Origin of the sequence: Larkinella terrae, assembly GCF_009668025.1 — a bacterium.
Lineage (GTDB): Bacteria > Bacteroidota > Bacteroidia > Cytophagales > Spirosomataceae > Larkinella > Larkinella terrae.
In genome coordinates this window covers 1-21363 of record NZ_WJXZ01000006.1, presented here as the reverse complement: position 1 = coordinate 21363, position 21363 = coordinate 1, and the positions used below count along the sequence as shown (strand labels likewise).

Genomic DNA, 21363 nt, shown 5'->3' with positions numbered 1-21363 from the left:
CCTCAGTTCAGGAGCAAAAAATGCCACTGAATGTTGCCATTGGATGAAATCTCCAGGGTCGGAGCGGGCATTTTGAAGCTATTCAGAACCAGAAAAACCGACCGTAAAAGGCGGTTTTTCGTTTTAATTCGGGTCAGGTCGATGTCCGGCGCGATGAAAAACCGGTGGTAGCGCGGAATATCCGACCGATCAATTTCATAGCCCGTTCGACTCATCCACTGGTTCGTGTTCCGGCCCAGCAGCAGCCGGGAGCCGTAGCCGACGGAAATACCCAGCCAGGGAGGCAGGCGGTTTTCAGAAAGTAAGGTATTTAGATTGGCGCTGAGCCAATATGTTTGAACGTTGTAATCGTTTAAAAGGCGGTTTATGTTCCCGTTTCCAAAAAGCTGTTCGGCCCGCGCGGAAAGCTCACCTCGGTAGGTATACGGTTTATAGGCCATCACTTTCATCTGGACGCGCTGGTTTTTCCACATCAATTGCTGGGAAAGATACAGGTTGATTCCTGCCAGATTAGCCGCAAAATCGGTCCAGCTAAATCCCCAGTGCGACGAAAAACCGTCCGCGACTTCGATCAGGCTCTGGTATCCCAGCGCCGAAACGGTTCCGGCCAGATCAGCTTCAGTCGGGCTTAGCCCACTCCATCTCCAGGATGCCGACGACAGCCGGGCCAGCGAATAAGCCGTCCACATGTGCCCGAGTTTGTCCATTTTATTCCAATCGTTCCAGTCGTTGGTAAAATGAAATGACTGCCGGGGGTAATCGGCGTACCAGGAGCGGTTTAAGGATAGAAACGAACCGGTGGTTGCCGCACCGTGAAAAATCAGAACGCCGTAGAAGGTTGCGGACTTCTTCAACCTGGGAATCGAATCCGTCATATAGAATTGCTGTCCATATAACCTGGAGGACAGTAACAGCCAGAAAGCTACGAAACGGAATAAGATAAACCGTCTCATTTACAGGCGGATACTAGCTCGAAGGGCAAAGACGTGCGTGGCCAGCGTGGTTCGGCTCAGACAAACTGCCAGGGTTAGTGGCCGGTTATTCACCGGTAACTGGTAACCCACGTATCCCGCCCGGGCCAATCCCGCCGTACCAAAATAGGCCGGAAACCGGAGACCCAAACCCAGATTTCCGCCAACCACAAACTTGTCCTGATAAACGTAGTGGGCATCGCCCAGAATCCCGATCAGGTTGGCCGGATCGCCGGTTGCGAATATAAAAGCCGTCTCTTTTTTAGCCAGGTAGTGAGCAAAATACACCCGTCCCCCAACATAAAGGTTTTTTACCTGCGGAAGCGGCCGGGTCAGGCTGGCATCGATGCCAAACCCGAATGAATGAGTGGTGCCGAACGCCCAGACCGGTTTGGCCACCAGGAGCCCTACGTCCGCCTTCCAGTCTCCCGGAAATTTGCTTGATTGCGCCGTTGCGGACAGAATGCCCATCACGCCCATGAGAACGAACAGAAGTGCTTTTTTCATCTTTTTCATAATTGCTTTGCGTTATTTATGCTTGTGAAAAGTCAGGCGCAAAGGGGTGGATTATCGTTTGGTGTTGGGCGCTGGCGTGGTCGTGGGCGGTACGTCGAATAATTGGGACCGGAACCGACCGTCGGTGATTTTCAGCTTGGCGCCGGTCTTGATGTTGATGGCGTCACCGGAAAATGTCCCTTCAACCATCTGATTCTCTTCGTCAAATCGCGTAACCGTGTAAGTTCCGGAACCGCCCCTCGAAGGCTCCATCGAGTAGGCTTCCAAATCATCCGGCGAGTAAGCCAGCGTACTGGGCTGCGATTCGGTGAATTTGACGGACTGATTCAGCGCGACATTTTTTGGAAAAATTACCACCAGTGTAGCGGTTTTATCCGTTTTCTGCTGACCGATAACCACGACGTAATTGTTCACTTTGGCAGCTCCAACCGTAATATTCTGGCTGTTGTTGACGTTGGCCCGCCAGGCTTTTCCGCCGATGGTTGCCGACAGATAAAATTCAGGCTCAACATCCTGATTTTTACAACCTTGCAATCCGGCCAGCGTGAGTACCAGCAGAAATACGAATCCGTTTTTTGAGAAGAAAGCCGAGGTTTTCATTTGATGGAGAGGTTAAATGATTGATTTACCTCTTTATAAAAACCACCCTTGAGTTGTCAGTGAGTCCGTGCTATTTTTTTTCGTATCAGTTGATAATTCACGGCTTTCTGAACTCATAAGTCACTCATCCAGAGAGCAGTAAAAAAGCATAGCGTAGGCGTTTCATGGTCGTTCAGGAGACGAAAATCGTTTCCCAAATTACCATTCGATTCAGCCGGTCTCAAATACCTACTTCTAACTATATTACGGAACGGAAAGGCGGTTTTTCGCCGAAGCAGAACGGTTTTCGGCAACGAATTGAACCGGTTTTCGCGACGGAAAAACCGGTACGTATTGTGAAGTATTTCCTCAGCTTTTGACCTGCGGAGCCCAGTATGTGCAGTGGGCATTGGCATAAACCGGGCCTTTGAACAACATGCAGCCGCCACATTCTTTGCCCGGTGCGGGCGGCAGCCACAGATTGCAGGAGTTACACGTTTTTTCCGGAACGGGCGATTTGGTAACGTAGCCTAACTCCTTTCGTTTTTTCAAATCGCCCTCACTGACTTCGGAATAATCCTCGCAGGGATTCGCGACTGGTTTTTTGGGCTCACCGGTTTGGGCGGTTTTCGCCGGTTTTGAATCACAGTTCGTAAAAATCAGGCTCCCGCTTCCCAGAAAAAGACCAGCGGAAGAAAAACGTTTCAGGAAAAACCGGCGGGATTTTAATGACTTCATTAAATCGAAAGGATTTTCAGTAGCTATTTTGTTTTCAGTTATAGTCAGCGCGAACTAGTTGATTTTTGGCCGCGTAGCGGACTGATATTTGTAGTCGTAAGAAAGTATGTACGAACACCCCTGCGTGCCTTTGGGTACGCAACTTACAAAACTAATTGCGTACCCAATGGCACACAGGAGAAACCGGATGATTTATTTTACTACAAACATTTCGTGCCGCTGGCACTTAATTGGCTAATTCATAAATTCATGTTAAGCTAGAATAAAACCATAACCTTTCTAAACCTGTAACTGCTAGCCCTCAACTGGAAACCGGTTTTGCCAGCGCGTCCCGCACGGCCTGAATGGCTTTTTTCACCTCTTCCGACTGCACGGTTTTTTCCAGGTTTTGAATCGCCCTGCTTACCTCCGGATTAGCGCCCTTTTGGGGTTCGGCTTTGGCAAATCCTTCGGCCAGCCCGGTTAAACCGGCCACCTGCCAGCTCTCTTTCCGCTGGGCCGGACTCGTCAATAAATTCAGTAAATGGCTTATTTCGGCGGGTCGGTTCCGGCGGCCAATGACCTTCGAGAAATCCGCTAAAAACGCCTTTTTCCCGGACGTTGTGTCACTAAAAATCGTTTTCTGGTTGACGAGCAAGTTCAGTAATTCCGGCGACGAACCCGCCGACGAACTCAGCACGGCGGTCCTGAACCAGTTGTTTTCACCGTGTTTCCGGACGACTTCCGCCAGGGTCGAAACCACGGCCGGGCTGGTGAATTGGCCCAGGCTCAAACAAGCCTGCAAGGCGACCTGGCTGGACGAATCATTGGTCATTTTCAATAGCTGGGGCAGCAAATCGGGAAACCGCTCGGCCAGGATCAATCCGTGTTCGCGAACGCCGGGCTGGGCATCCTGCAACGCCAGCCTGACCAAACCGATGTTGAGGGCATTCAGCCCTTCCAGCGTATATAACGCGTGCAGCCGGATGCGCGGGTCCCTGTGCTCACTCACCATTTTTGAAAGCTGTGGAATCACCGATCGATCCTGCCGTTCGAGCAGCAAGCGCTGGGACTGCAACCGCCACCACCGGTTTGGATGCCCCAGTAATTCCACCAGTTCCGCCGAATTCCGAGTGCGCAGATTAGGCGATGCAGCCGGGCGGTTTTTCGAATCGGTCGGGAGAATGCGGTAAATCCGCCCTTTATCATTTCCATTCAAAAAATCCATGTCGGCCTTTAGATCGTCGGGAATCGAAACCGGGGTTTCAATGTGCTGACGGTAGAAATCAACCACATACAGCGCACCGTCGGGTCCGGTAGTCACATTGTCGGGCCGGAACCAGGGGTCAGTCGACGCCAGAAACTCGCGATCGGTCTCGCCTTCCGCCCGTTTAGCCACAAAAATCGGGCTGTCGGCCGAAGGAGTCAGCACGTCGCGGTGAACGAGATTCCCGGCCACATCGCCCGTAAAAACCGATCCGTAATAGGCTGAAGGAAAGGCATCTCCGTCGTAAAAATGGCCGCCGGAAGAACCGGTAAAATGATCTTCCGCATATTCTTTTCGGTCCAGTTTGGCCTCTGCGTATTGCTTCTGCCGACGATCCGTCCGCTCCTTGCGCCAGTATGGGGGCGGGGTTTCCTGAAACATTTCCAGATCATGATCCGAAATATTGACGGACGATTTGGGAGCCGAAAAATGCGGATTCCGACGCAGATACCGACCGGCAATCGGCGCCTGCTGAATGTGGAGCGTGTTCTGAGTAAAGAAACGATGTCCCCAGTCGTCGATTGCAAGCCCAAACTGGCCGGAGCCCGACTCCACTTCGAACAACCCGCGATCCAGCCGAAACCGGAAATCACCACCATTGACGGTCAAAGCGGGCGCATTGGGTTTCCGGTTAAACCGGATCTGGCCTTCCTGGCCGTTGTTGTTGGCGTAAATCCAGTTGTCAATGCCGTACCGCAGGCTCGTGATCTGCGCTTCGGAATTGTTCGCAAAAAAACCGGAGAAGAGCACTTCCCGAACGTCGGCACGGTTATCGCCAGTGGTGTCTTTCAAAAACAGAATGTCGGGGGCTGCGGCCACAATCAATCCGCCTTCCCAGGGCAACACGCTGGTGGCATCGGCAATGGAATCGGCAAAAACCACCGAACGATCCATCCGGCCATCGCTGTTGGTATCTTCCAGCATCCGAATCCTACCCTTGCCTTTTCCGGCTTCCGGCTTGCCGGGATAATCGCCCATTTCAACCACGAACGCCCGGCCCTGTTCGTCGAAAGCCAGATCGACCGGGTCCGCAATGATGGGTTCAGCCGCAAAAATCTCGATTTTGAAACCCTCCCGAATCTGAAACTTCTTCAGCGATTCTTCGGGCGTCAGCGGATCGGAATACCGCTCGGTTGAACAGGAAAAACAGAGGGCAAAACTCAGCAGACAGGCAATCGACAACAGCCGATTCGGGGAGCATTCGTTCATTTTTAACGGGGTATCGAAAAACCGGTTTTTTAGGAAAGGGCACTGATCGGGCTACAATCTGAATAATTTTTTCGCATTTTCATAGAGAATTTTGCGCTCAATACTTTTGGAAGGAGCCAGTCGGCGAATGGCCGCGATGGTTTGCGAACCCTGGCATTCGGGACCGTGCCCGGCCGCGTCCAGGCAATCGCTCCCGTACAGAATTTTGTTCTGGTGACGTTCCAGAAAGCCCCGGGTGTGTTCTTCATCCCGCAGCAGCGCATTCAGGCCCGAACCCGCCGACATGTCCGCGTACATATTCGGGTAGTCGCTCAGCAAGCGATCCGTGATGCCGCCGGGCGTCACTTTGGTTTTTGGATACAAAACCGCCTGGTCGAGATGCGCTTTGTCGATGTTGGCCCAGAACGTCTGCGCATGTCCGATAAAATTGACTTTTGGGTATTTTTCCAGCATCGTATGAAACCGGTCAAAATCATAGTTATACATCCCGAACTGCCAGTGCATCAAAACCGGAACCCGGTAAGACTGAGCCAGTTCGTAGATGCGTTGCATTTCCGGCGAGTCGCATTTAACTCCGAATTTAGACTCCCCGATCAGGAGCGCACCCAGCTTCAGATACTTTTCAATTTCCTGCGTGGCATCCGGTAAATCAGGCACTTCGTTGGATGCGAAAAGTAACTCTTTCGGATATTGCTTCACCAGGTTGTAGCAGGTTTCGTTGCCGCTGCATTTCGCCTGGAGCCCGTTCGATTGCCCTTTGTGCGTCGAAAGTCCGAACGCCGGGGTGCCCGCAGGGAGCAAAATCGTGGTGGTCACGCCCATTGTCCGCTGGTGCGCCATCAACTGGTCGTGGGTTCGCCCCATGTAGTCGGTGTGCTGGTGAATGTCGATGATGGGCTCGGCCAGCGGTTCGCTCAAACCGGGTAGTTTCAGGTTCATTACCGTTCCGGCCACTAAAATACCGGAGCGGGTTATAAATCCACGACGTGAAACCGATGCAAATTCTTTCATACTGAATCAAATACGGGTTAGGACGGTTTTTATTCCGGGTTCACACCAGCCCCTGTTCCTTGGCAAAATTGAGCAGGCCGACGGGCGTGTAAATGTTGAGTTTGCGGCAGATATTCCGGCGGTGCGAATTGATGGTAAATTCACTGACAAACAGGCGGTCACCGATTTGCTTGGTCGTCAGCCCTTCGGCAATCATTCGAATAATTTCCACTTCCCGCTTCGTAATCTGGTACTTTTTAACAAAATCGTCCGCCGGTACTTCCGGTTCAGGTGATTCAATAGCGGTTTCCGGAAACCAGGTTTTCCCGGCCGCCACTGTCAAAATAGCTTTTTTAAGCGTCGTGGAATTACTCGTTTTCAGCAAATATCCCTCTGCGCCCAATGCCTTTATTTCCCGAATCAATTTCGGCTGATCGTAGCTGGTAAAAACGATAACTTTGGCATGCAAAAACTCGGTTTTGATAATTTTCAGGGAGGCAATCCCGTCCAGATGCGGCATATTCAGGTCCAGCAGAATCACATCGACGACCAGCTTTCGCAGGCGGTCGATCAACTGCCGACCGTTGCTGACCGGTTCAAGTACCAGTACGTCTTCTATTTCTTCCAGTACCGAAACCAAACCGTCGACCAGCAACGGATGGTCGTCCGCAATCAACAGGCGTAAAGCCATAATCGTATGATTAAGTAGGAATTTCGATCACAACCAGCGTTCCGTTGTCCGATTTTCGTTTTATTTCGATTTGCCCGTTAAGATACGCAACCTTCGCTTTCATTCCACTCAATCCTTTCCCGTTGTTCATCGCATCGTCCGGAATTCCGACGCCGTTGTCTTCCACCACAATTGAAAGCGTTTTTTCGTGTTCAATGACTTCCACCAGGGCGTCGGTGGCCTGCGCGTGTTTCAGAATGTTATGCACCAGTTCCTGCACAATTCGAAACAGATCATTCAGAAAAGAAACCGCATATTTTGAGTTGTCCTCGAAACCGACAACGATGGTTTCCAGCTCGATTTTTCCGGCCAGATTAACCGTTTCGGCCAGTTCTTCAATCGCTTTCCGAAAACCGGATCGCTCGATGGTTAAAGGTGTCAACCGGTGACTTATTCCGCGGATGGTTGACGAAACCGACGTCAACACTTCCTGCGTTTTATAAAGTTTCTGTTCCGAGCGGTTATCGCGAATGCCGTTTTCGAGCGTCGATGAAATATTGAGCGACGCCAGCGCCAGCATCGTATTCACCTCATCGTGAAGCTGATCCGCGATCTTATGACGCTCGTTTTCTTCGGCCTGCATGATTCCCTCCATCAGTTCTATGTGGCGCTGTTTTTCAATTTGCTCCAACATTCGTTGCTGCAATTCTTCCTTCTGCCGACTGCGAATCTGGCGGTTTCGCAGGTATAAAATCAGGAGTACAATGGTCAAAACCGCCAGTCCAATGGCAACCGAATAAAAGATTCGTTCGCGCCGGATTTCGCGATCGCGGGCGAGACTTTCCTCATTTAACCGCGCAATCTGCTGTTCTTTATCGCGGATTCGAACCTTCGCTAAAATCTCCTGAATAGCACGGTATTTATTCAGATTAATAAGCGAATCCTTGACGGTATCAAATTGCTCCTGCGCTTTACTATATCCCTGAAAATCACCTTTTTTCTTTAGATAATCGGCGTAATATTTATAGAAATAAAAACCGGTCGCCGTGTATTCTCTATTTTTTAACTGCGGCCGGAATTCATCAAAAACCTGACCGGCTTTTGCCAGTTGTTGATTCAAAACCAGGGCATGAGCGTAATAAATATCCGAAGGAAATAAGTTTAAACCTACTCCCACTCCGCCCATTTTTCGAACAGTTTCGTAATACTGCAAGGCTTTTCCGTAGTTCCCGGACTTCTCCGCCAGAAAACCGGCGGCCAGAAAATAACCGTAATACGGAATTTGAGCTTCCGGCACTTTAAACAACTCTTTACTCATCGTCAGGTACTTGCGGGCAGCCGCCAGATCGTTTTGATACGTTTTAACAATGGCAATTTCCGAATTGAAATAAGCTGCCTGCACGCCCATCGGATTGGGTTTGACCGTCGAATTATAGAACAACTCCGCAAATTTCCAGGCGTTTTCGTAGTCGGTTAGCAGCAGGTTAATCTGCATCAGCTGGTAATAAACACTCGGTCCGGCATTTCGAAACGTAAAGGCGGTTCGTTCGTAGAGTTTTCGGGGATACTTGTTCAGGCTGGAATCTTTCGCCAGTTCCAGCAAGGCTTCAAATTCAGTGACCTGTTTTTGGGGGTTGAATTGGTAATACTGATTGGCCAGGTTGTAACGCGCTGTAAACAAGGCATTCTTGTTCGGTAGATTCTTCGCCAGCTCAATGGCTTTTTCGAGATAACTATGCAAGATGGCGGTATCGGACGCATGAGCCATCGCCTTGAACGTGTAGAGAAACGACAGATTTTCCCTGTCATTCGCCTGTTGACATTCCTTTTCGCCCAGGTTCAGGTAGTTGTCCATCAGGTCTATTTTGCCCCACTCGCCGTACATCAAAACCGTGCCGACAAGGGCTTCGCGGTAAAACCGGGTGTGCTTTCCGGCATTTTCGCGCGCCTGCCTGTAGAGCGATTCGGCTTCTTCCGAAAAGATCATCGAAGACTTGGCCCTTGCCCATCCCATCAACAAAATGTGCACCCACGCCCGGTTGCTGGTTTTCCGAACCATCGGCACGTACTCGGCCAGCATTTCGTAACTGCGGTTGATGTTGGTTCGGCCGGTGGCCTGCATCAGATCACAGGCAGTCCGAAACGAGGTTTCCGTAATCGGTTGTTTTTTCAGCCGCTCCCATTCCGCACGGTTTTCCGGGTCCGCATTGGTTTGGCTTAAGGCGGTTTTGAAGGCAAAGAAGAAAACTGAAAGAACCAATAAGACTAGTCGAAGCATGCCGGTAATCAATTCGCATCCAGGTAAATATAAAGAAAAGAATAGTTACTATTTTAAAAGTATCGTTACCATTATGTCAATGGTTAAAAATCTTTCAAACCTTCTTTCGTGCGTCGGGTTTTAGTGATATTTCCACTTAAACCTATATTGAAATGGCACTTCCAAACAGCCCAATTGCGCCCGGCGCCGACCGTTCTGCGGATGCTCAATATCCAGAAAACCTGACAAACAGCGGCTACGGCGGCTCCGCAGCCTTGTCTTCCGGCCCCGATGAAGATGACGACGAGGAATATGACGAAGAAGAGCTCACCATCACGGACGATGATGACGACAATGATCTCGAAGAGGATGACGACGAAGACGATGTTTAACCAGTGACGTTGAGCCGCTTATCCTGACTCAGCCTTCACGATAAACACATAATTGAATGGAATCCGAAGAAGAACACCCCGAACTGGAATCGGAAGAAACCGCTCCCGACAGCGATACGCAGTCATCGGCCAGCAGTGCCCAGGGAAACCGCACAACCGAAGAACATCACGCCCCAAACGAACCGGCGGAAGGAGAGCGGTAAATTAATTAATGAACAATTAACAATGCACAATGAATCGTGGGCGTCAGCCTGTTCATTATTAATTGTTAATTGTTCATTCGTTTATTTCGTTAACAACGACAAAAGTGTATCGCATTTCAGCTCGGTTTCCCGCCATTCTTTGGCGGGAACGGAGTCTTCCGTTAAGCCGGCTCCGGCGTAGAGCGTTCCCTCCTGCCCTTCCAATTTCATGCAGCGCAAATTGACGAACAGATGGGTTTCCGGCCCTTCGGCCTGGTAGACATTAACCGGTCCGAGAAAACCGCTGTAGAATTCGCGCGGATGCAGTTCGTTGTCCAGAATAAACTCCTGAGCGGCTTCGCGGGGCATGCCGCAAACCGCCGAGGTCGGGTGTAACAACCGCAGCATGACGGTGCCGAGTTGTGGGAAATTAAGCACCTGTGTATCAACCGAATAATCGGAACGAAGGTGCATTAAATTGCCCGCGACTACGGTTCTGGGGCCTTCTTCGAGGTATTCTCGCACCCGGATTTTCTTGAAACAACCGATAATATACCGGCCGACCAGCGCCTGTTCTTCAATTTCTTTCTGCGTCCAGGGCGCGTCCATTGTCCGTTTGGGCCGTCCTTCCGTATCATAGGCAGGTTGCGTTCCGGCCAGCGCAACGGTTTTGAAAATTCCCCGGGCATCGACGCTCACCAGTCGTTCGGGGGTAGCTCCAATCCAAATCTGGTTGAGATCGGGCAGATAAACCGCTGATACAAAAGCATTTGGGTAAGCACTGCAAAGCCGGTTGAACAGCGTCGGAATGTCGGGCTGCTCCTCAAACCGGACGGTTTTGGTCCGGGCCAGCACCACCTTCCGGAACGTGCCCCGCTCGATCTGACGAATGGCGCGAGCTACGTTCTTTTCAAAATTATTTTGCTGATTGTCAGAAGGTTCGATAACTTTAACCGTTGAAACGGTCTCATTTTTACTACCTGACGGTTCGCTTCTGAACAGGGCTTCAAAAGCCGGATGTCCATCCGATAATTTATTCTGGGCGGCCAGAACCGTCCCGTTTTCGTCGAAACGCCAGTAGAAATCGGCCTTTAAAAAGAAGGTATTTTCCGCTTCCGGATTAATAAATGGGCTAACGGCAAACCCCATCGGCAACTCTTCCAAATCCATCACGACGGTTGAAACGTGCCCGGATGCATCAATAATTACTTCCCGATCCGTGCGGTTTGGCAAACGCCAGATAGCAGCAGGATAACCCGCCTGAACGGCAGCCTGCCAGACGGAATGACTGGTTTGCTGCGTTTGTACAGTTGATGACAAGTGTGTTGAAAATTGCATTATCTAAATAGCGGTGACGCAAATCAAGCTCTATTTGAATAACAGTTTGTTCTTATTTTTTGTGCGCAAAAATCGCTATTGCCCGTAAATTTTTCCGGTTGATTGACTGTAATCTTCCCCAATTCAAACAAGAAAAACAACAATTCGGGTTGAAATCTTTCCGGTTTATCCATTATTTAGTTTTTATTGGATAATAATAGTTCGTACTTCTACTTCTTTTCCTTTGGCAGATTTATGGACATTCTAATCGTTGAAGACGAACCGCTCGCCGTTCAGAAACTCGTGAAACTCCTGAACCAGGCCGATCCGACGATCGAGATCAGGGGCGTAACGGACGGTATTGAGTCAACGGTCAGCTGGCTGAGGGCTCACCCGCTGCCCGACCTGATTCTGATGGATATAGAGCTTTCCGACGGCCAGAGTTTTGAAATCTTCAACCTGGTTTCCATCGAATGTCCGGTTGTTTTCACGACATCTTACGACGAGTTTGCGGTAAAGTCCTTTCAGGCAAACCGCTTCGATTATTTGTTAAAACCGATCAAGAGAGACGATCTCGGGCATATGCTGGCAAAATATTCCCGAATCAAATCGCCTAAAGTGACGTCGACCGACATCGGTTTTTTAGTTGACGACCTCCGCAAACAAACCCGTCAGCCGGAATTCCGGAGCCAGTTTCTGGCCAAATACCAGCAGCAATTGCTGTCGATCGACGCGGGTGATGTGAGTTATTTTTACGCGAAAGACGGCATCACCTATCTATACGGCCGGAATCGAAACCGGTACGTGGTGGACTATCCCCTCGACGCCCTGGAGGAATTTCTGGAACCCCGCCGTTTTTTCCGCATTAACGACCAGTTTATTGTTGAAGTAAGAGCAGTTTTGCAAATTCATTCCTACCTTAACGGGCAACTTAAAGTGGATCTGGATTCCGGCGGTATTGCCCAGAACATCGTTGTCAGCAGCGACCGAACGCGGGATTTTAAGGATTGGATCGGAAGGTAAGATGCAGAAACTGAATGACAAGTGGATGCGCATTCTGGGCGTCCCTTTGCTGGCGTTTACGGGTCAGTGGGCCATGTACGGCTACACGAACGTTCCGTATCCGGACGACTGGCGAATTCCGTTCTTCTTTATCCTGGGTAGTGTCATCGTCTGGGAAACCAACCGCTGGGGCATCATTTTATCCCGCCGGAAATTGCCCGACCTGTCGCAAACCCGCCAGCGGGTGCTCTACCAACTCGTCTGGTTTGCCTTTTTTGCCAGCATCATCCGAATCACCCAAACGTTTTTTTACGATTTCATTGGCCTTTGGCAATCCGAAGATTACTTCCTCTTCAAACCGTACTTCTTCAATACCCTCGTTTCGTTCGCCGGAACCGTCCAGATTGCCGCCTATTACGAAGGCGTTTACCTGTACCAGCGCTGGAAAGTGGCTTACACGGAAGCGCAGGAACTGAAAAAAGTAAACCTGCAAAGCCAACTTGACTCGCTTAAAACGCAGATCAATCCGCATTTCCTGTTCAATAACCTCAATTCGCTGTCGTCGCTCATCACCAGTGATGCGGAACAGGCCGAGCTATTTGTGGACGAATTGTCGTCGGTTTACCGGTATTTACTCCAGCAAAATAACCGCGATTTATGCCCGCTGACCGACGAAATCCAGTTCATCAAAGCCTATTTCCACCTGCTCAAAACCCGGTACGGCGACGGTATTTTCATGGACCTTGACCTGGATTCCAAATATTTATCGTACCTGATTCCGCCCTTAACGCTTCAGATTCTGCTGGAAAATGCCATCAAGCACAACGTGATCGCGGTCAGTCGCCCGCTCACGATCCGGCTTTATACGCTGGAAGGGAATTTGTACGTCGAAAACAATTTGCAGAAAAAGAAAATGGCCGTTCCCTCCAACCAGATTGGATTGCAGAACATCATGATCAAGTACAAACTCCTCGCCGACTCGCCGGTTACAATTTACTTTGACGAAGAAAAATTCCTCGTCGGCGTGCCCCTGCTGACGCCGACGACGGAAGTTGTAATTGGATGAGGAAAAACCGCTTATTTCAGCCAGATATCGCAAATTTCGGTCAACTGTGACCGAATGCCGTGCACTGAAATATCCTTATTAAAAAAACCGTCGGCACCGGCATCCATGCACTGTTCCATGTCCTTTGGCGAAGTTGAATGCGTAAAAATCACTACCGGAACGTGTTTCCAGCTGGGGTGCTCTTTCATTTTAGTCAATAGCTGAACTCCCGATATTTGAGGCATTTTTAAATCCAGAAAAATAAGATCGGGGCGGGGCAGGGAATCATCGAAACGCTGTTTGAGGAAACGCTCATCGGTGTAGAGCTGAAACGCATACTCCGGCATGTGGCGGGAGTTGATCCACTCATAGAGAGTGAGATTGTCATCGTTATCTTCAATAAAGCAAAGTGTTGGACGTTCTTTTACCGGAATCTGGCCGGGGAAATCAAATGCCAATTCATCCGTTTCGGGGTTTTTCATAGCGTTTCCGTAATTCATTTAAACACGTTTCTAGATGAATTATCAGACAACAATAATTGTGCAAATCTTTTCGGAATAAATACTTAATTATTTTGTGGTAATTTTACTTTATTACTTACTTATTATCCAGTACTGCCACTGTTAGGCGGCTGACACATACCAGTTTTCCCGCTTCGTCGGTAATCCGAATATCCCAGATGTGCGTTGTCCGACCGATGTGAATCGGCGTTACTTTTCCGTACACCCAGCCTTCCTTGACCGAGCGAATGTGGTTGGCGTTAATCTCCAATCCGACGGCGCGCTGGCGGCTGGGATCGTCGAGCTGCGTAAATGACGCGATGCTTCCCAGGGTTTCGGCCAGCACAACCGATGCGCCCCCGTGCAGAATTCCGAATGGCTGGTGCGTGCGGTGATCGACCGGCATTCGGGCCGTCATAAAACCGTCACCCAGTTCCGTAACCTCAATACCCAAATGACTAACAATCGAGTTCGAATGAAATTGTTGTAATGATTCTATCGTCCAATCTGGCTTCATAGTATGAAGATTTTTCGTAATTTTGCTGACATTTTTGCGGGTAAGTTAAGATCAAAATAGTGAATAGTTAGTAACGTAATTTTGAACGGTATTTAATTATCTGTAGGCGTCTTCGTTATAGACTATTTAGTATTTTTTATTTCCTATTTTAAGTTTGAAACATAAGACAATTTATCTCATTCGCCACGGCGAAACGGATTTCAACCGGCAGGGCATTGTTCAGGGCAGTGGGGTTGATTCAAATCTGAATGCGATGGGTCAGGCACAGGCGCTGGCGTTCTACCAGGCGTATCAACACATCCCCTTCGCCAAAGTGTATACCTCGAAACTCCGCCGGACCATGCAGTCGGTGCAGCATTTCATCGATGCCGGTATTCCCCACGAAAGCTTCGAAGGTCTCAACGAGATTAGCTGGGGCGCGCGGGAAGGCAAAATGCCCAATAGTTTCGACAACGAATATTACCGCACCCTGATCGAAAACTGGGCATCCGGACACACCGATTTCCCCACCGAAAACGGTGAAAGTCCCGATCAGGTGGTGATTCGCCAAAAACCGGTTATCGATCTGATTCTCTCCCGAACGGACGAAAATCCTATCCTGATTTGCATGCACGGCCGGGCCATCCGGATTTTGCTGCCCTGGCTGATGAAAGAATCGCTGGCAAACATGGACATGTACGAGCACAGCAACCTCTGCCTGTATAAGCTGAATTATTCCTACGAAACCCAGGAATTTACGATCGAAGTTTCCAACGACAGTACCCACCTGCTGGCTTTGGTGATGCACCAATAATTTCGGACAACTACATAATGTTATTGATTTAGCAAATTCGGTCACATAATGAAAACCGACAACTGACATTTCTATATTGCCACTCCTGTAATAAAAACCTCACTTCGTCCACTAAAAGAGTATATTCGCTATACGTACCATGTCTTTGGCGTAAATTCCTGAAGTGAGCGCATGTCTAAGAATAGAATATATTGGTTTTGTCAGATTGTCGGGTGGACGATGCTCATCATGGCGGAGTTCGCCATTTTTACCTTTGAAGAAGGCTACCGGGCGGATTATTTTTACGAAGCCATTGCCACCATCATCCTCTGCATTCTGCTAACGCACCTGTACCGGTTGATGATTAAGCGATGGCGATGGGTTCAACTACCTTTCTTTCAGCTAGTTCCGCGGGTTATTTTTTCGGTTTTCGTACTGGCTGTGATCATGACCATCATCAACCTGCCGATCGACAAACAGGTGCTGCCGCAATACCTGTCCGATGAACCATCCATTGTTTTGGGCTATCTGCTGAACTGGGGGAAAAGCATGCTGGCCTGGGTTCTGAGCTATACGGCTTATCATTATGTGGAGCGCTCCGGGGATGCCGAAATTGAAAAAATTCTCCTCAAAACCTCCATTCGCGAATCTGAAGCCAAGGTTCTGCGGTCCCAGCTGAATCCCCATTTTGTGTTCAACGCCCTGAACAGCATTCGGGCGCTGGTGCTCGAAAACCCCACGAAAGCCCAGCAAAGCATCACCCAGCTTTCCAATATTCTCCGCAACTCGCTGCTGGCCGACCGTCGCAAAACCGTCGAACTCCGGGAAGAAATCAAAACTGTTGAGGATTACCTGGCCCTCGAAAAGGTTCGCTATGAGGACCGCCTGAATTGCCGCCTGGAAATTGATCCCAAAACGCAATATCTGCAGGTTCCGCCCATGATGCTGCAAACGCTGGTCGAAAATGCCATCAAACACGGCGTTCAGAAAGCCATTTCGGGCGGTTTTGTCGAACTGACCACCTGGCTGGAGGATCGGTTGCTGTACATCCGCATTCGCAATACCGGCGTGCTGGGCAACACGGAAGCCTCGTCCGGTTTCGGTCTGAAAAACACTTCCCAACGGCTCGAATTGCTCTATGGCCCGGAAGCCAGCTTCCGGATTCTGCAGGAATCGGCCGATGTTGTTTGCGCCGACGTCGTGATTCCGCTGCAATCGGCGGGCGTGTTCAAGCGGGCGGAAGAATTGAAGAAAGTTTAAGGTTTATCGTCTACGGTTTATGGTTGGCGGATGCATTCGGTCACTTTAAACTAAAAAATATAAACCCTGAACTACAAACCATAAACTTGATCGAATGAAAACACTGATTGTTGACGACGAGCGGCTGGCCCGGAACGAACTCCGCCGGTTGTTGGATAATTTCCCGAAGATTGAAGTAATCGGCGAAGCGGCCAATGCCGACGAAGCCCTCAAATTGATCGATGACCTCCAGCCCGAACTGCTGTTTCTGGATATTCAGATGCCGGGCAAGAACGGTTTTGAGTTGTTATCAGCCATCGACGGCAAATCGCCGGAAGTCATTTTTACGACGGCTTACGACGAATACGCCATCACGGCTTTTGAATACAATGCGCTGGATTACCTATTGAAACCGATCGAACTCAACCGGCTTTCAGAAGCGATCAACCGCATCGAGGAAAACAACCATCACCCCGAAACCGAAGCGCCCCGCCGGGATACGAACAAGGTTCTGGGCGAAAATGATCAGGTGTTTGTCAAAGACGGCGAGAAGTGCTGGTTTGTAAAGCTGGGCAAAGTCCGCCTGTTCGAGTCGATGGGCAATTACGTCCGGCTGCATTTTGACGATCAAAAACCGCTCGTGTTGAAGTCGCTCAACAGTCTGGAAGACAGGCTGGACCCCAATACGTTTTTCCGCGCCAACCGCAAACACATTATCAACCTGCCCTGGATCGAGAAAATCGAACCGTGGTTCAGCGGGGGTTTGCTGGTGACGCTGAAAGGGGGCGACAAAATCGAAATCAGCCGTCGGCAGGCCATTCGCTTCAAGGAGTTGATGAGTTTGTAGAAAGCTCGTTCAAGGCTGCCCGGGCTTTGTTGTCGATGCTGTTTTTGTATTCGTGTTTTTTGTAACTCAGCGCCTTCTGAAAATACTGCCGGGCTTTGGCCGGATTGCGTTTTTGCTGGTAAATGTACCCGAGTTGCAAGGCCGAGGTAGCACCGAACGAAAGCTGATCGGTTTCGCTCAATACAATGGCTCTTTCGAAATACGGAAGAGCCTCATCCACATCGCCCTGACGCTGGGCAATCCGGCCTTTGCGGTAGTTGAACTCGGCTTTTTCGGCCAGTAGTGAAAACGAAGCCTCCGAATACGGCCGCAGCGTTTGCAAGGCGGTTTCGTAAAAACCGCCGTCGGTGGCCAGCCGCGCTTTCATCAGGATTTTGACCTTTAGCGAAATTCCTTTCTTGGCATACTGATCCGCAAATTTCTGAGCCACCTTGTCCGACTCCACCACGGCGGCTCCTACCTGCGAAACCTGCCTGAGAAACGGCTCCGCTTTGGCATCTTCTCCAGCCAGCCAGTAGCAGAGAAAAAGTTTGTAATAGGTGTCTTTCAGAAAGTTAACGCCCTTGTATTGCGTCAGAAACTGGCGATAAACCGCTGCGGCCTGCGGATAATCGGCTTTCTGGAGTAAAATATCGGCCTTTAAGTCTTCCAGAATCGGGAACGGCAGGTAGTCCGGCCCGGCGGGTCGGTTGTTCAGAAACCCAAATGCCTCTTCGCTTTGCGCATCTTTCATCAAAACCGAGGTGGCGAAAAAATGCAGCAGCAGATTATCCCGGTTTTCCTGAACCATTTTTTTGAGGTTAGCGAAATCCGCAGCGGTAAATTTCAGCACATACGCCCGAATCAACAGATCGATCAGCTCCGCTTCCGTCTGAAAAATGGCGTCTTTCTGCGCAACCGTCCGGATTTCCTGCAGGCCCTGCTTCACGTTTCCGCGCATTCCCAGCAGGTTGGTTACCCAGGTATAATTGTCCGGCACCGCCCCAATCATGACGTGCAGCAGCCCGAGTGATTTATAGGTGGGCAGAAAACCGGGGAATTTTTTGCGGTTTTCCTCCAGTAGCTTATAAGCCCGAATGACGTCCCAGCAGGCGCTGACTTCTTTCCCGAATTTGAGTTTGACAAACGCCCAGTGCAAGCGCACCTCGGCTTGCGCAAACCGCTGCCAGGGGGAGTTCTCATCCAGGTCCCGGAGCCGATCCAGGCGCTGGTCCTCCCGGTCCGACCATTGCCCGTAAAGTTTAGGATTGTCGGACACCAGCAGCGTAACCATATCGGCAAAGTCATCGACGTAAACCGCCACGCCATTGCCTTGCGCCAGATCACCCGCGATCGCCTGTCTCCCACCCTGTACTTTTAATTTCAGTATGTCGGCATAGCCGCGTTGCAGATTGGGAGTGAACTCGAAGTCGGCGGCTTTGGAAACCTGAAAACAAACCAATAAGAATAGCAGAATCCGCATGGTGCGAAAATTGAAATTTGCCGGGAGCGGTTTTAAACCCGTTACCAATCCATAGATACAAAAAAAGGCCACCTTCCGGCGACCTCTCCCTGGAAAAGAATTCCTTGATATCAGCGACGTGATGAAACCGGTTCCGGCATTCCTTCTACGTCGGCAAAAATACGTCCGCAGTGTTCGCAAACGATGATTTTCTTTTTATCCCGAATGTCGGCCTGACGCTGGGGCGGCACCACGTTGAAGCAACCACCACACGCACCGCGCTTGACGACAACAACCGCCAAGCCATTCAAAGCGTTTTCCCGGATTTTATTGTATGACTTCAACAACCGCTCTTCGATATGAGTCGCCTGATCGTCGCGGTCTTTCAACAGCGCTTTTTCTTCATCCCGGCTTTCGGATGTGATCTGGTTCAGCTCCTGCATTTTGGCTTTCAGATCTTCTTTCCGCTCGTCCAGCGCCGACTGCGTTGCTTTAATTTCTTCCTGCTTGTTGCGGATTTTGAACGAGGCTTCATTGATTTTTTTGTCAGCCAGTTCAATTTCCAGCGTTTGCAGCTCAACTTCTTTGGAGATGGCGTCAAATTCGCGGTTGTTGCGGACGTTCATCTGCTGGTCCTTGTAGCGGGTAATCAGCTTCTCGGAATCCTTTTTAATGGCTTTATTCCGGTCAATTTCTTCTTCGAGTCCCTGAATATCGGTGTTAAACTTTCCAATACGGGTTTCAAATCCGGCAATATCATCTTCCAGATCGCGTACCTCTTCCGGCAGGTCACCGCGGATCTTTTTTAGTTCATCAAGCTGAGAATCAATTGATTGAAGTTTAAGAAGTGCTTCGAGTTTTTGCGCAATCGTCAGTTCCATTCGTGCGGTTTTATCTGCCTATAAGTAGTATAGCACCGGGTTGGTGTCTATTTCGGACAAAATCACCGCAAAGGTATCAAATTTTTTCAACAAATACTGTTGAATCAGCTCTTTAGTAAATACTTCGCTTTCGTAATGTCCAATGTCAGTTATTATGACTCGATTATCGGCGTCAAAAAATTCGTGGTACTTATAATCCGCCGTTATAAACACATCGGCACCGGCCCGAATGGAGTCATTCAGCAGAAAACCGCCCGCCCCTCCGCATACTGCCACCCGCCGAACCGGCTGCCCTCGCAAAACCGTATGCCGAATCACGGAAAGATTCATGCGGTTTTTCAAATAGGCTAAAAAATCGGCTTCACTCAACGCATCCGGCAGCTCGCCAACAGCTCCGGAACCAACTTCCTGGTTTTCATTCGTCAGCGCGTATAAATCATACGCCGGAACCTCGTAGGAATGTGCTTTTTTCAAAGCCGAAACCATCGGTTTTTCCAGATACGTAGGAAAAACGACTTCAATTCGCTGCTCCTTCACTTCCTCATCCCGACCAACCTCACCGACGGTTGGGCTTGCGCCTTCCAGCGGTTTGAACGTGCCGGTTCCGCCCACCCGAAAGGAACAATGTTCGTACGCACCAATCTGTCCGGCACCAGCTTCGTACAAAGCGTCTAATACCTTTTGAGTCTCATTATCAGGCACAAATATCGCTAATTTGCTTAGCAGCTGCGCTTTCGGAGTCAGCACGCGAACGTTGGTCAGGCCCAGCTTTTCGGCAATCTTAAAGCTCACCCCACCGGCAATATTGTCAAGATTGGTGTGGGCGGCATAGATCGCAACGTCGTTTTTGATTGCCTTAATCACCACCCGTTCCACGTAATTCCGGCCATTTAGCTTCTTCAATCCCCGAAACACGATCGGGTGGTGGGCCACAATCAGGTTGCAATTTTTCCGGATTGCTTCATCGACGACGGCTTCTGTCACGTCCAGCGTCACCAGAACGCCCGTTACCTCGGCTGCGGCATCGCCCACGATCAGTCCGGCATTATCGTAACTTTCCTGATAAGCCAGCGGAGCCCAGGCTTCCAGGCAAGATGTAATCGCGTGTATTTTCATTTTATGCCGTACCGTTCCGCCAGAATGTTCAAGTGATGGCGTTCGTGACCCGCCAGAATCGAGAAAAAAGCGCGGGACGAAACCAGCGTACCATTGGCCGTTCCGATGCGCTGCTGAGCCTCTTCGGGCAGGCTTTCGGCCAGCGCAAGGGTCGATTGCCGCACAAAACCGTACTCATTGAGCAACTGCTGCCGCGATTGCAGCGTGGAATTGGCGCTGTTGGCGTACGAATTCTCATCAAAACCGGGCAGCGATTGTTGCTCTCCCCGCGCAATACACAGCGCCCGGTACGTAAAAATCCGCTCGGTGTCGATCATATGCCGCAGCATTTCCTTCGGCGACCACTTTCCTTCGGCGTATCGGTAGTCCTGCTGGGCGGCCGTCAAATTTTTATACAAACTTTCTACCATTGCGAACTGCTGGTGCAAAGCATCAATAACGTTCTCGGAATCAACCAGATCGATGTATCTGGCGAAGAAGCTTTCGATGGGATATTCCGTTGAAGAAGGTTTTTTCATACTTTTTTTGCGGTTTTTTCCAGCAAAGGTATTGCGTTGTGTCGAAAAGCGGCTACCTTTGCACCACGTTTTCGGGAAATAACCGAAGGCAAGTAAATGGATCGGTAGTTCAGTTGGTTAGAATGCCGCCCTGTCACGGCGGAGGTCGCGGGTTCGAGTCCCGTCCGGTCCGCCAACTAAAAAGACAAAACGCTAACTCTCAACAGGTTAGCGTTTTTTATTTATAGACTAAAACGGATTCGTGGCGCGAACCTGAAAAGGGTCACCTGCAAAAGTTGGATCAAATCCAAAAGGGATCAAATCCAAAAGTTGTGGAGTGCGTAGGATTTTTCTAGGTTTGTGCTTTCATCAAACCGATTTGTTTTGGAGAGTTTCTTACCTATCATTCAGTTCCTGCTGCCTGAGTTCATTCTGGAAA

At 49.9% G+C, this 21363-nt stretch carries 22 protein-coding genes and 1 tRNA gene; 8 read left to right on the top strand and 15 right to left on the bottom strand.

Features of this window, described 5'->3' with window-relative positions; translation table 11 throughout:
* Positions 1-2: 2 nt before the first annotated feature.
* From GJJ30_RS10555 to GJJ30_RS10520, 8 genes are all read right to left on the bottom strand, one after another.
* A complete protein-coding gene (locus GJJ30_RS10555; protein WP_170299167.1) occupies positions 3-875 on the bottom strand; it encodes a DUF2279 domain-containing protein in 873 nt (290 codons plus the stop codon).
* Between the two features lie 78 nt (positions 876-953).
* Complete coding sequence (locus GJJ30_RS10550) at positions 954-1478, bottom strand: hypothetical protein (RefSeq protein ID WP_170299166.1); 525 nt, start codon at positions 1476-1478, stop codon at positions 954-956.
* A gap of 60 nt (positions 1479-1538) precedes the next feature.
* Positions 1539-2087: a Riean_0653 family protein gene (locus tag GJJ30_RS10545; protein ID WP_154175117.1), complete on the bottom strand. Its 549-nt coding sequence runs from the start codon at positions 2085-2087 to the stop codon at positions 1539-1541.
* A gap of 348 nt (positions 2088-2435) precedes the next feature.
* Positions 2436-2804 carry a high-potential iron-sulfur protein gene (locus tag GJJ30_RS10540; protein ID WP_154175116.1) on the bottom strand — a complete coding sequence of 123 codons (369 nt, stop codon included), beginning with the start codon at positions 2802-2804 and terminating at the stop codon, positions 2436-2438.
* A 301-nt stretch (positions 2805-3105) separates the two neighbouring features.
* On the bottom strand, positions 3106-5259 hold the full coding sequence (locus GJJ30_RS10535; protein WP_154175115.1) for a PVC-type heme-binding CxxCH protein: 2154 nt from the start codon (positions 5257-5259) through the stop codon (positions 3106-3108).
* 51 nt (positions 5260-5310) lie between these two features.
* Positions 5311-6270 (bottom strand): amidohydrolase family protein, encoded by a 960-nt coding sequence (locus tag GJJ30_RS10530; RefSeq protein ID WP_154175114.1) that lies wholly within the window; start codon positions 6268-6270, stop codon positions 5311-5313.
* Between the two features lie 40 nt (positions 6271-6310).
* A complete protein-coding gene (locus tag GJJ30_RS10525; RefSeq protein ID WP_154175113.1) occupies positions 6311-6940 on the bottom strand; it encodes a response regulator transcription factor in 630 nt (209 codons plus the stop codon).
* Between the two features lie 10 nt (positions 6941-6950).
* A complete protein-coding gene (locus tag GJJ30_RS10520) occupies positions 6951-9197 on the bottom strand; it encodes an ATP-binding protein (protein WP_154175112.1) in 2247 nt (748 codons plus the stop codon).
* 152 nt (positions 9198-9349) lie between these two features.
* Here GJJ30_RS10520 and GJJ30_RS10515 point away from each other — a divergent pair, with 152 nt between their 5' ends.
* Positions 9350-9568: a hypothetical protein gene (locus GJJ30_RS10515; RefSeq protein ID WP_154175111.1), complete on the top strand. Its 219-nt coding sequence runs from the start codon at positions 9350-9352 to the stop codon at positions 9566-9568.
* A 56-nt stretch (positions 9569-9624) separates the two neighbouring features.
* Positions 9625-9771, top strand: a complete 147-nt coding sequence (locus GJJ30_RS32035) for a hypothetical protein (protein ID WP_170299165.1) — start codon at positions 9625-9627, stop codon at positions 9769-9771.
* An 81-nt stretch (positions 9772-9852) separates the two neighbouring features.
* Here the strand turns inward: GJJ30_RS32035 and GJJ30_RS10510 are convergent, their stop codons facing one another.
* The gene (locus tag GJJ30_RS10510) at positions 9853-11070 is read right to left on the bottom strand and encodes a chorismate-binding protein (RefSeq protein WP_229313078.1); all 1218 of its coding nucleotides are present in this window, start codon (positions 11068-11070) and stop codon (positions 9853-9855) included.
* Positions 11071-11322: 252 nt separating this feature from the next.
* On the opposite strand from GJJ30_RS10510, the gene GJJ30_RS10505 reads away from it, so the two are divergent.
* Both GJJ30_RS10505 and GJJ30_RS10500 read left to right on the top strand, forming a co-directional pair.
* Positions 11323-12090, top strand: coding sequence for a LytR/AlgR family response regulator transcription factor (locus tag GJJ30_RS10505; RefSeq protein WP_154175109.1), 768 nt, complete (start codon positions 11323-11325; stop codon positions 12088-12090).
* A gap of 1 nt (position 12091) precedes the next feature.
* A complete protein-coding gene (locus GJJ30_RS10500) occupies positions 12092-13135 on the top strand; it encodes a sensor histidine kinase (RefSeq protein ID WP_154175108.1) in 1044 nt (347 codons plus the stop codon).
* A gap of 11 nt (positions 13136-13146) precedes the next feature.
* On the opposite strand, the gene GJJ30_RS10495 is transcribed toward GJJ30_RS10500, so the two are convergent.
* Together GJJ30_RS10495 and GJJ30_RS10490 are read right to left on the bottom strand one after the other, a co-directional pair.
* On the bottom strand, positions 13147-13596 hold the full coding sequence (locus tag GJJ30_RS10495) for a response regulator (protein WP_170299164.1): 450 nt from the start codon (positions 13594-13596) through the stop codon (positions 13147-13149).
* Between the two features lie 115 nt (positions 13597-13711).
* A complete protein-coding gene (locus tag GJJ30_RS10490; protein WP_154175106.1) occupies positions 13712-14131 on the bottom strand; it encodes a hotdog fold thioesterase in 420 nt (139 codons plus the stop codon).
* Between the two features lie 154 nt (positions 14132-14285).
* Between GJJ30_RS10490 and GJJ30_RS10485 the strand changes: the two genes are divergently transcribed.
* From GJJ30_RS10485 to GJJ30_RS10475, 3 genes are all read left to right on the top strand, one after another.
* The gene (locus GJJ30_RS10485) at positions 14286-14924 is read left to right on the top strand and encodes a histidine phosphatase family protein (RefSeq protein WP_154175105.1); all 639 of its coding nucleotides are present in this window, start codon (positions 14286-14288) and stop codon (positions 14922-14924) included.
* Between the two features lie 171 nt (positions 14925-15095).
* Complete coding sequence (locus GJJ30_RS10480) at positions 15096-16163, top strand: sensor histidine kinase (protein WP_154175104.1); 1068 nt, start codon at positions 15096-15098, stop codon at positions 16161-16163.
* Between the two features lie 94 nt (positions 16164-16257).
* Positions 16258-16989, top strand: coding sequence for a LytR/AlgR family response regulator transcription factor (locus GJJ30_RS10475; protein WP_154175103.1), 732 nt, complete (start codon positions 16258-16260; stop codon positions 16987-16989).
* Here the strand turns inward: GJJ30_RS10475 and GJJ30_RS10470 are convergent.
* From GJJ30_RS10470 to GJJ30_RS10455, 4 genes are all read right to left on the bottom strand, one after another.
* Positions 16967-18451 carry a tetratricopeptide repeat protein gene (locus GJJ30_RS10470; protein ID WP_154175102.1) on the bottom strand — a complete coding sequence of 495 codons (1485 nt, stop codon included), beginning with the start codon at positions 18449-18451 and terminating at the stop codon, positions 16967-16969. The two genes, GJJ30_RS10475 and GJJ30_RS10470, sit on opposite strands and share 23 nt — an antisense overlap.
* 110 nt (positions 18452-18561) lie before the next feature.
* Positions 18562-19311 (bottom strand): zinc ribbon domain-containing protein, encoded by a 750-nt coding sequence (locus GJJ30_RS10465; protein ID WP_154175101.1) that lies wholly within the window; start codon positions 19309-19311, stop codon positions 18562-18564.
* Positions 19312-19329: 18 nt separating this feature from the next.
* A complete protein-coding gene (locus GJJ30_RS10460; protein WP_154175100.1) occupies positions 19330-20427 on the bottom strand; it encodes a Nif3-like dinuclear metal center hexameric protein in 1098 nt (365 codons plus the stop codon).
* On the bottom strand, positions 20424-20945 hold the full coding sequence (locus GJJ30_RS10455) for a DinB family protein (RefSeq protein ID WP_154175099.1): 522 nt from the start codon (positions 20943-20945) through the stop codon (positions 20424-20426). The genes GJJ30_RS10460 and GJJ30_RS10455 overlap by 4 nt, the downstream gene beginning before the upstream one ends.
* Before the next feature lie 98 nt (positions 20946-21043).
* Here GJJ30_RS10455 and GJJ30_RS10450 point away from each other — a divergent pair.
* A tRNA-Asp gene (locus tag GJJ30_RS10450) sits at positions 21044-21120 on the top strand.
* The last annotated feature ends 243 nt before the right edge of the window (positions 21121-21363 follow it).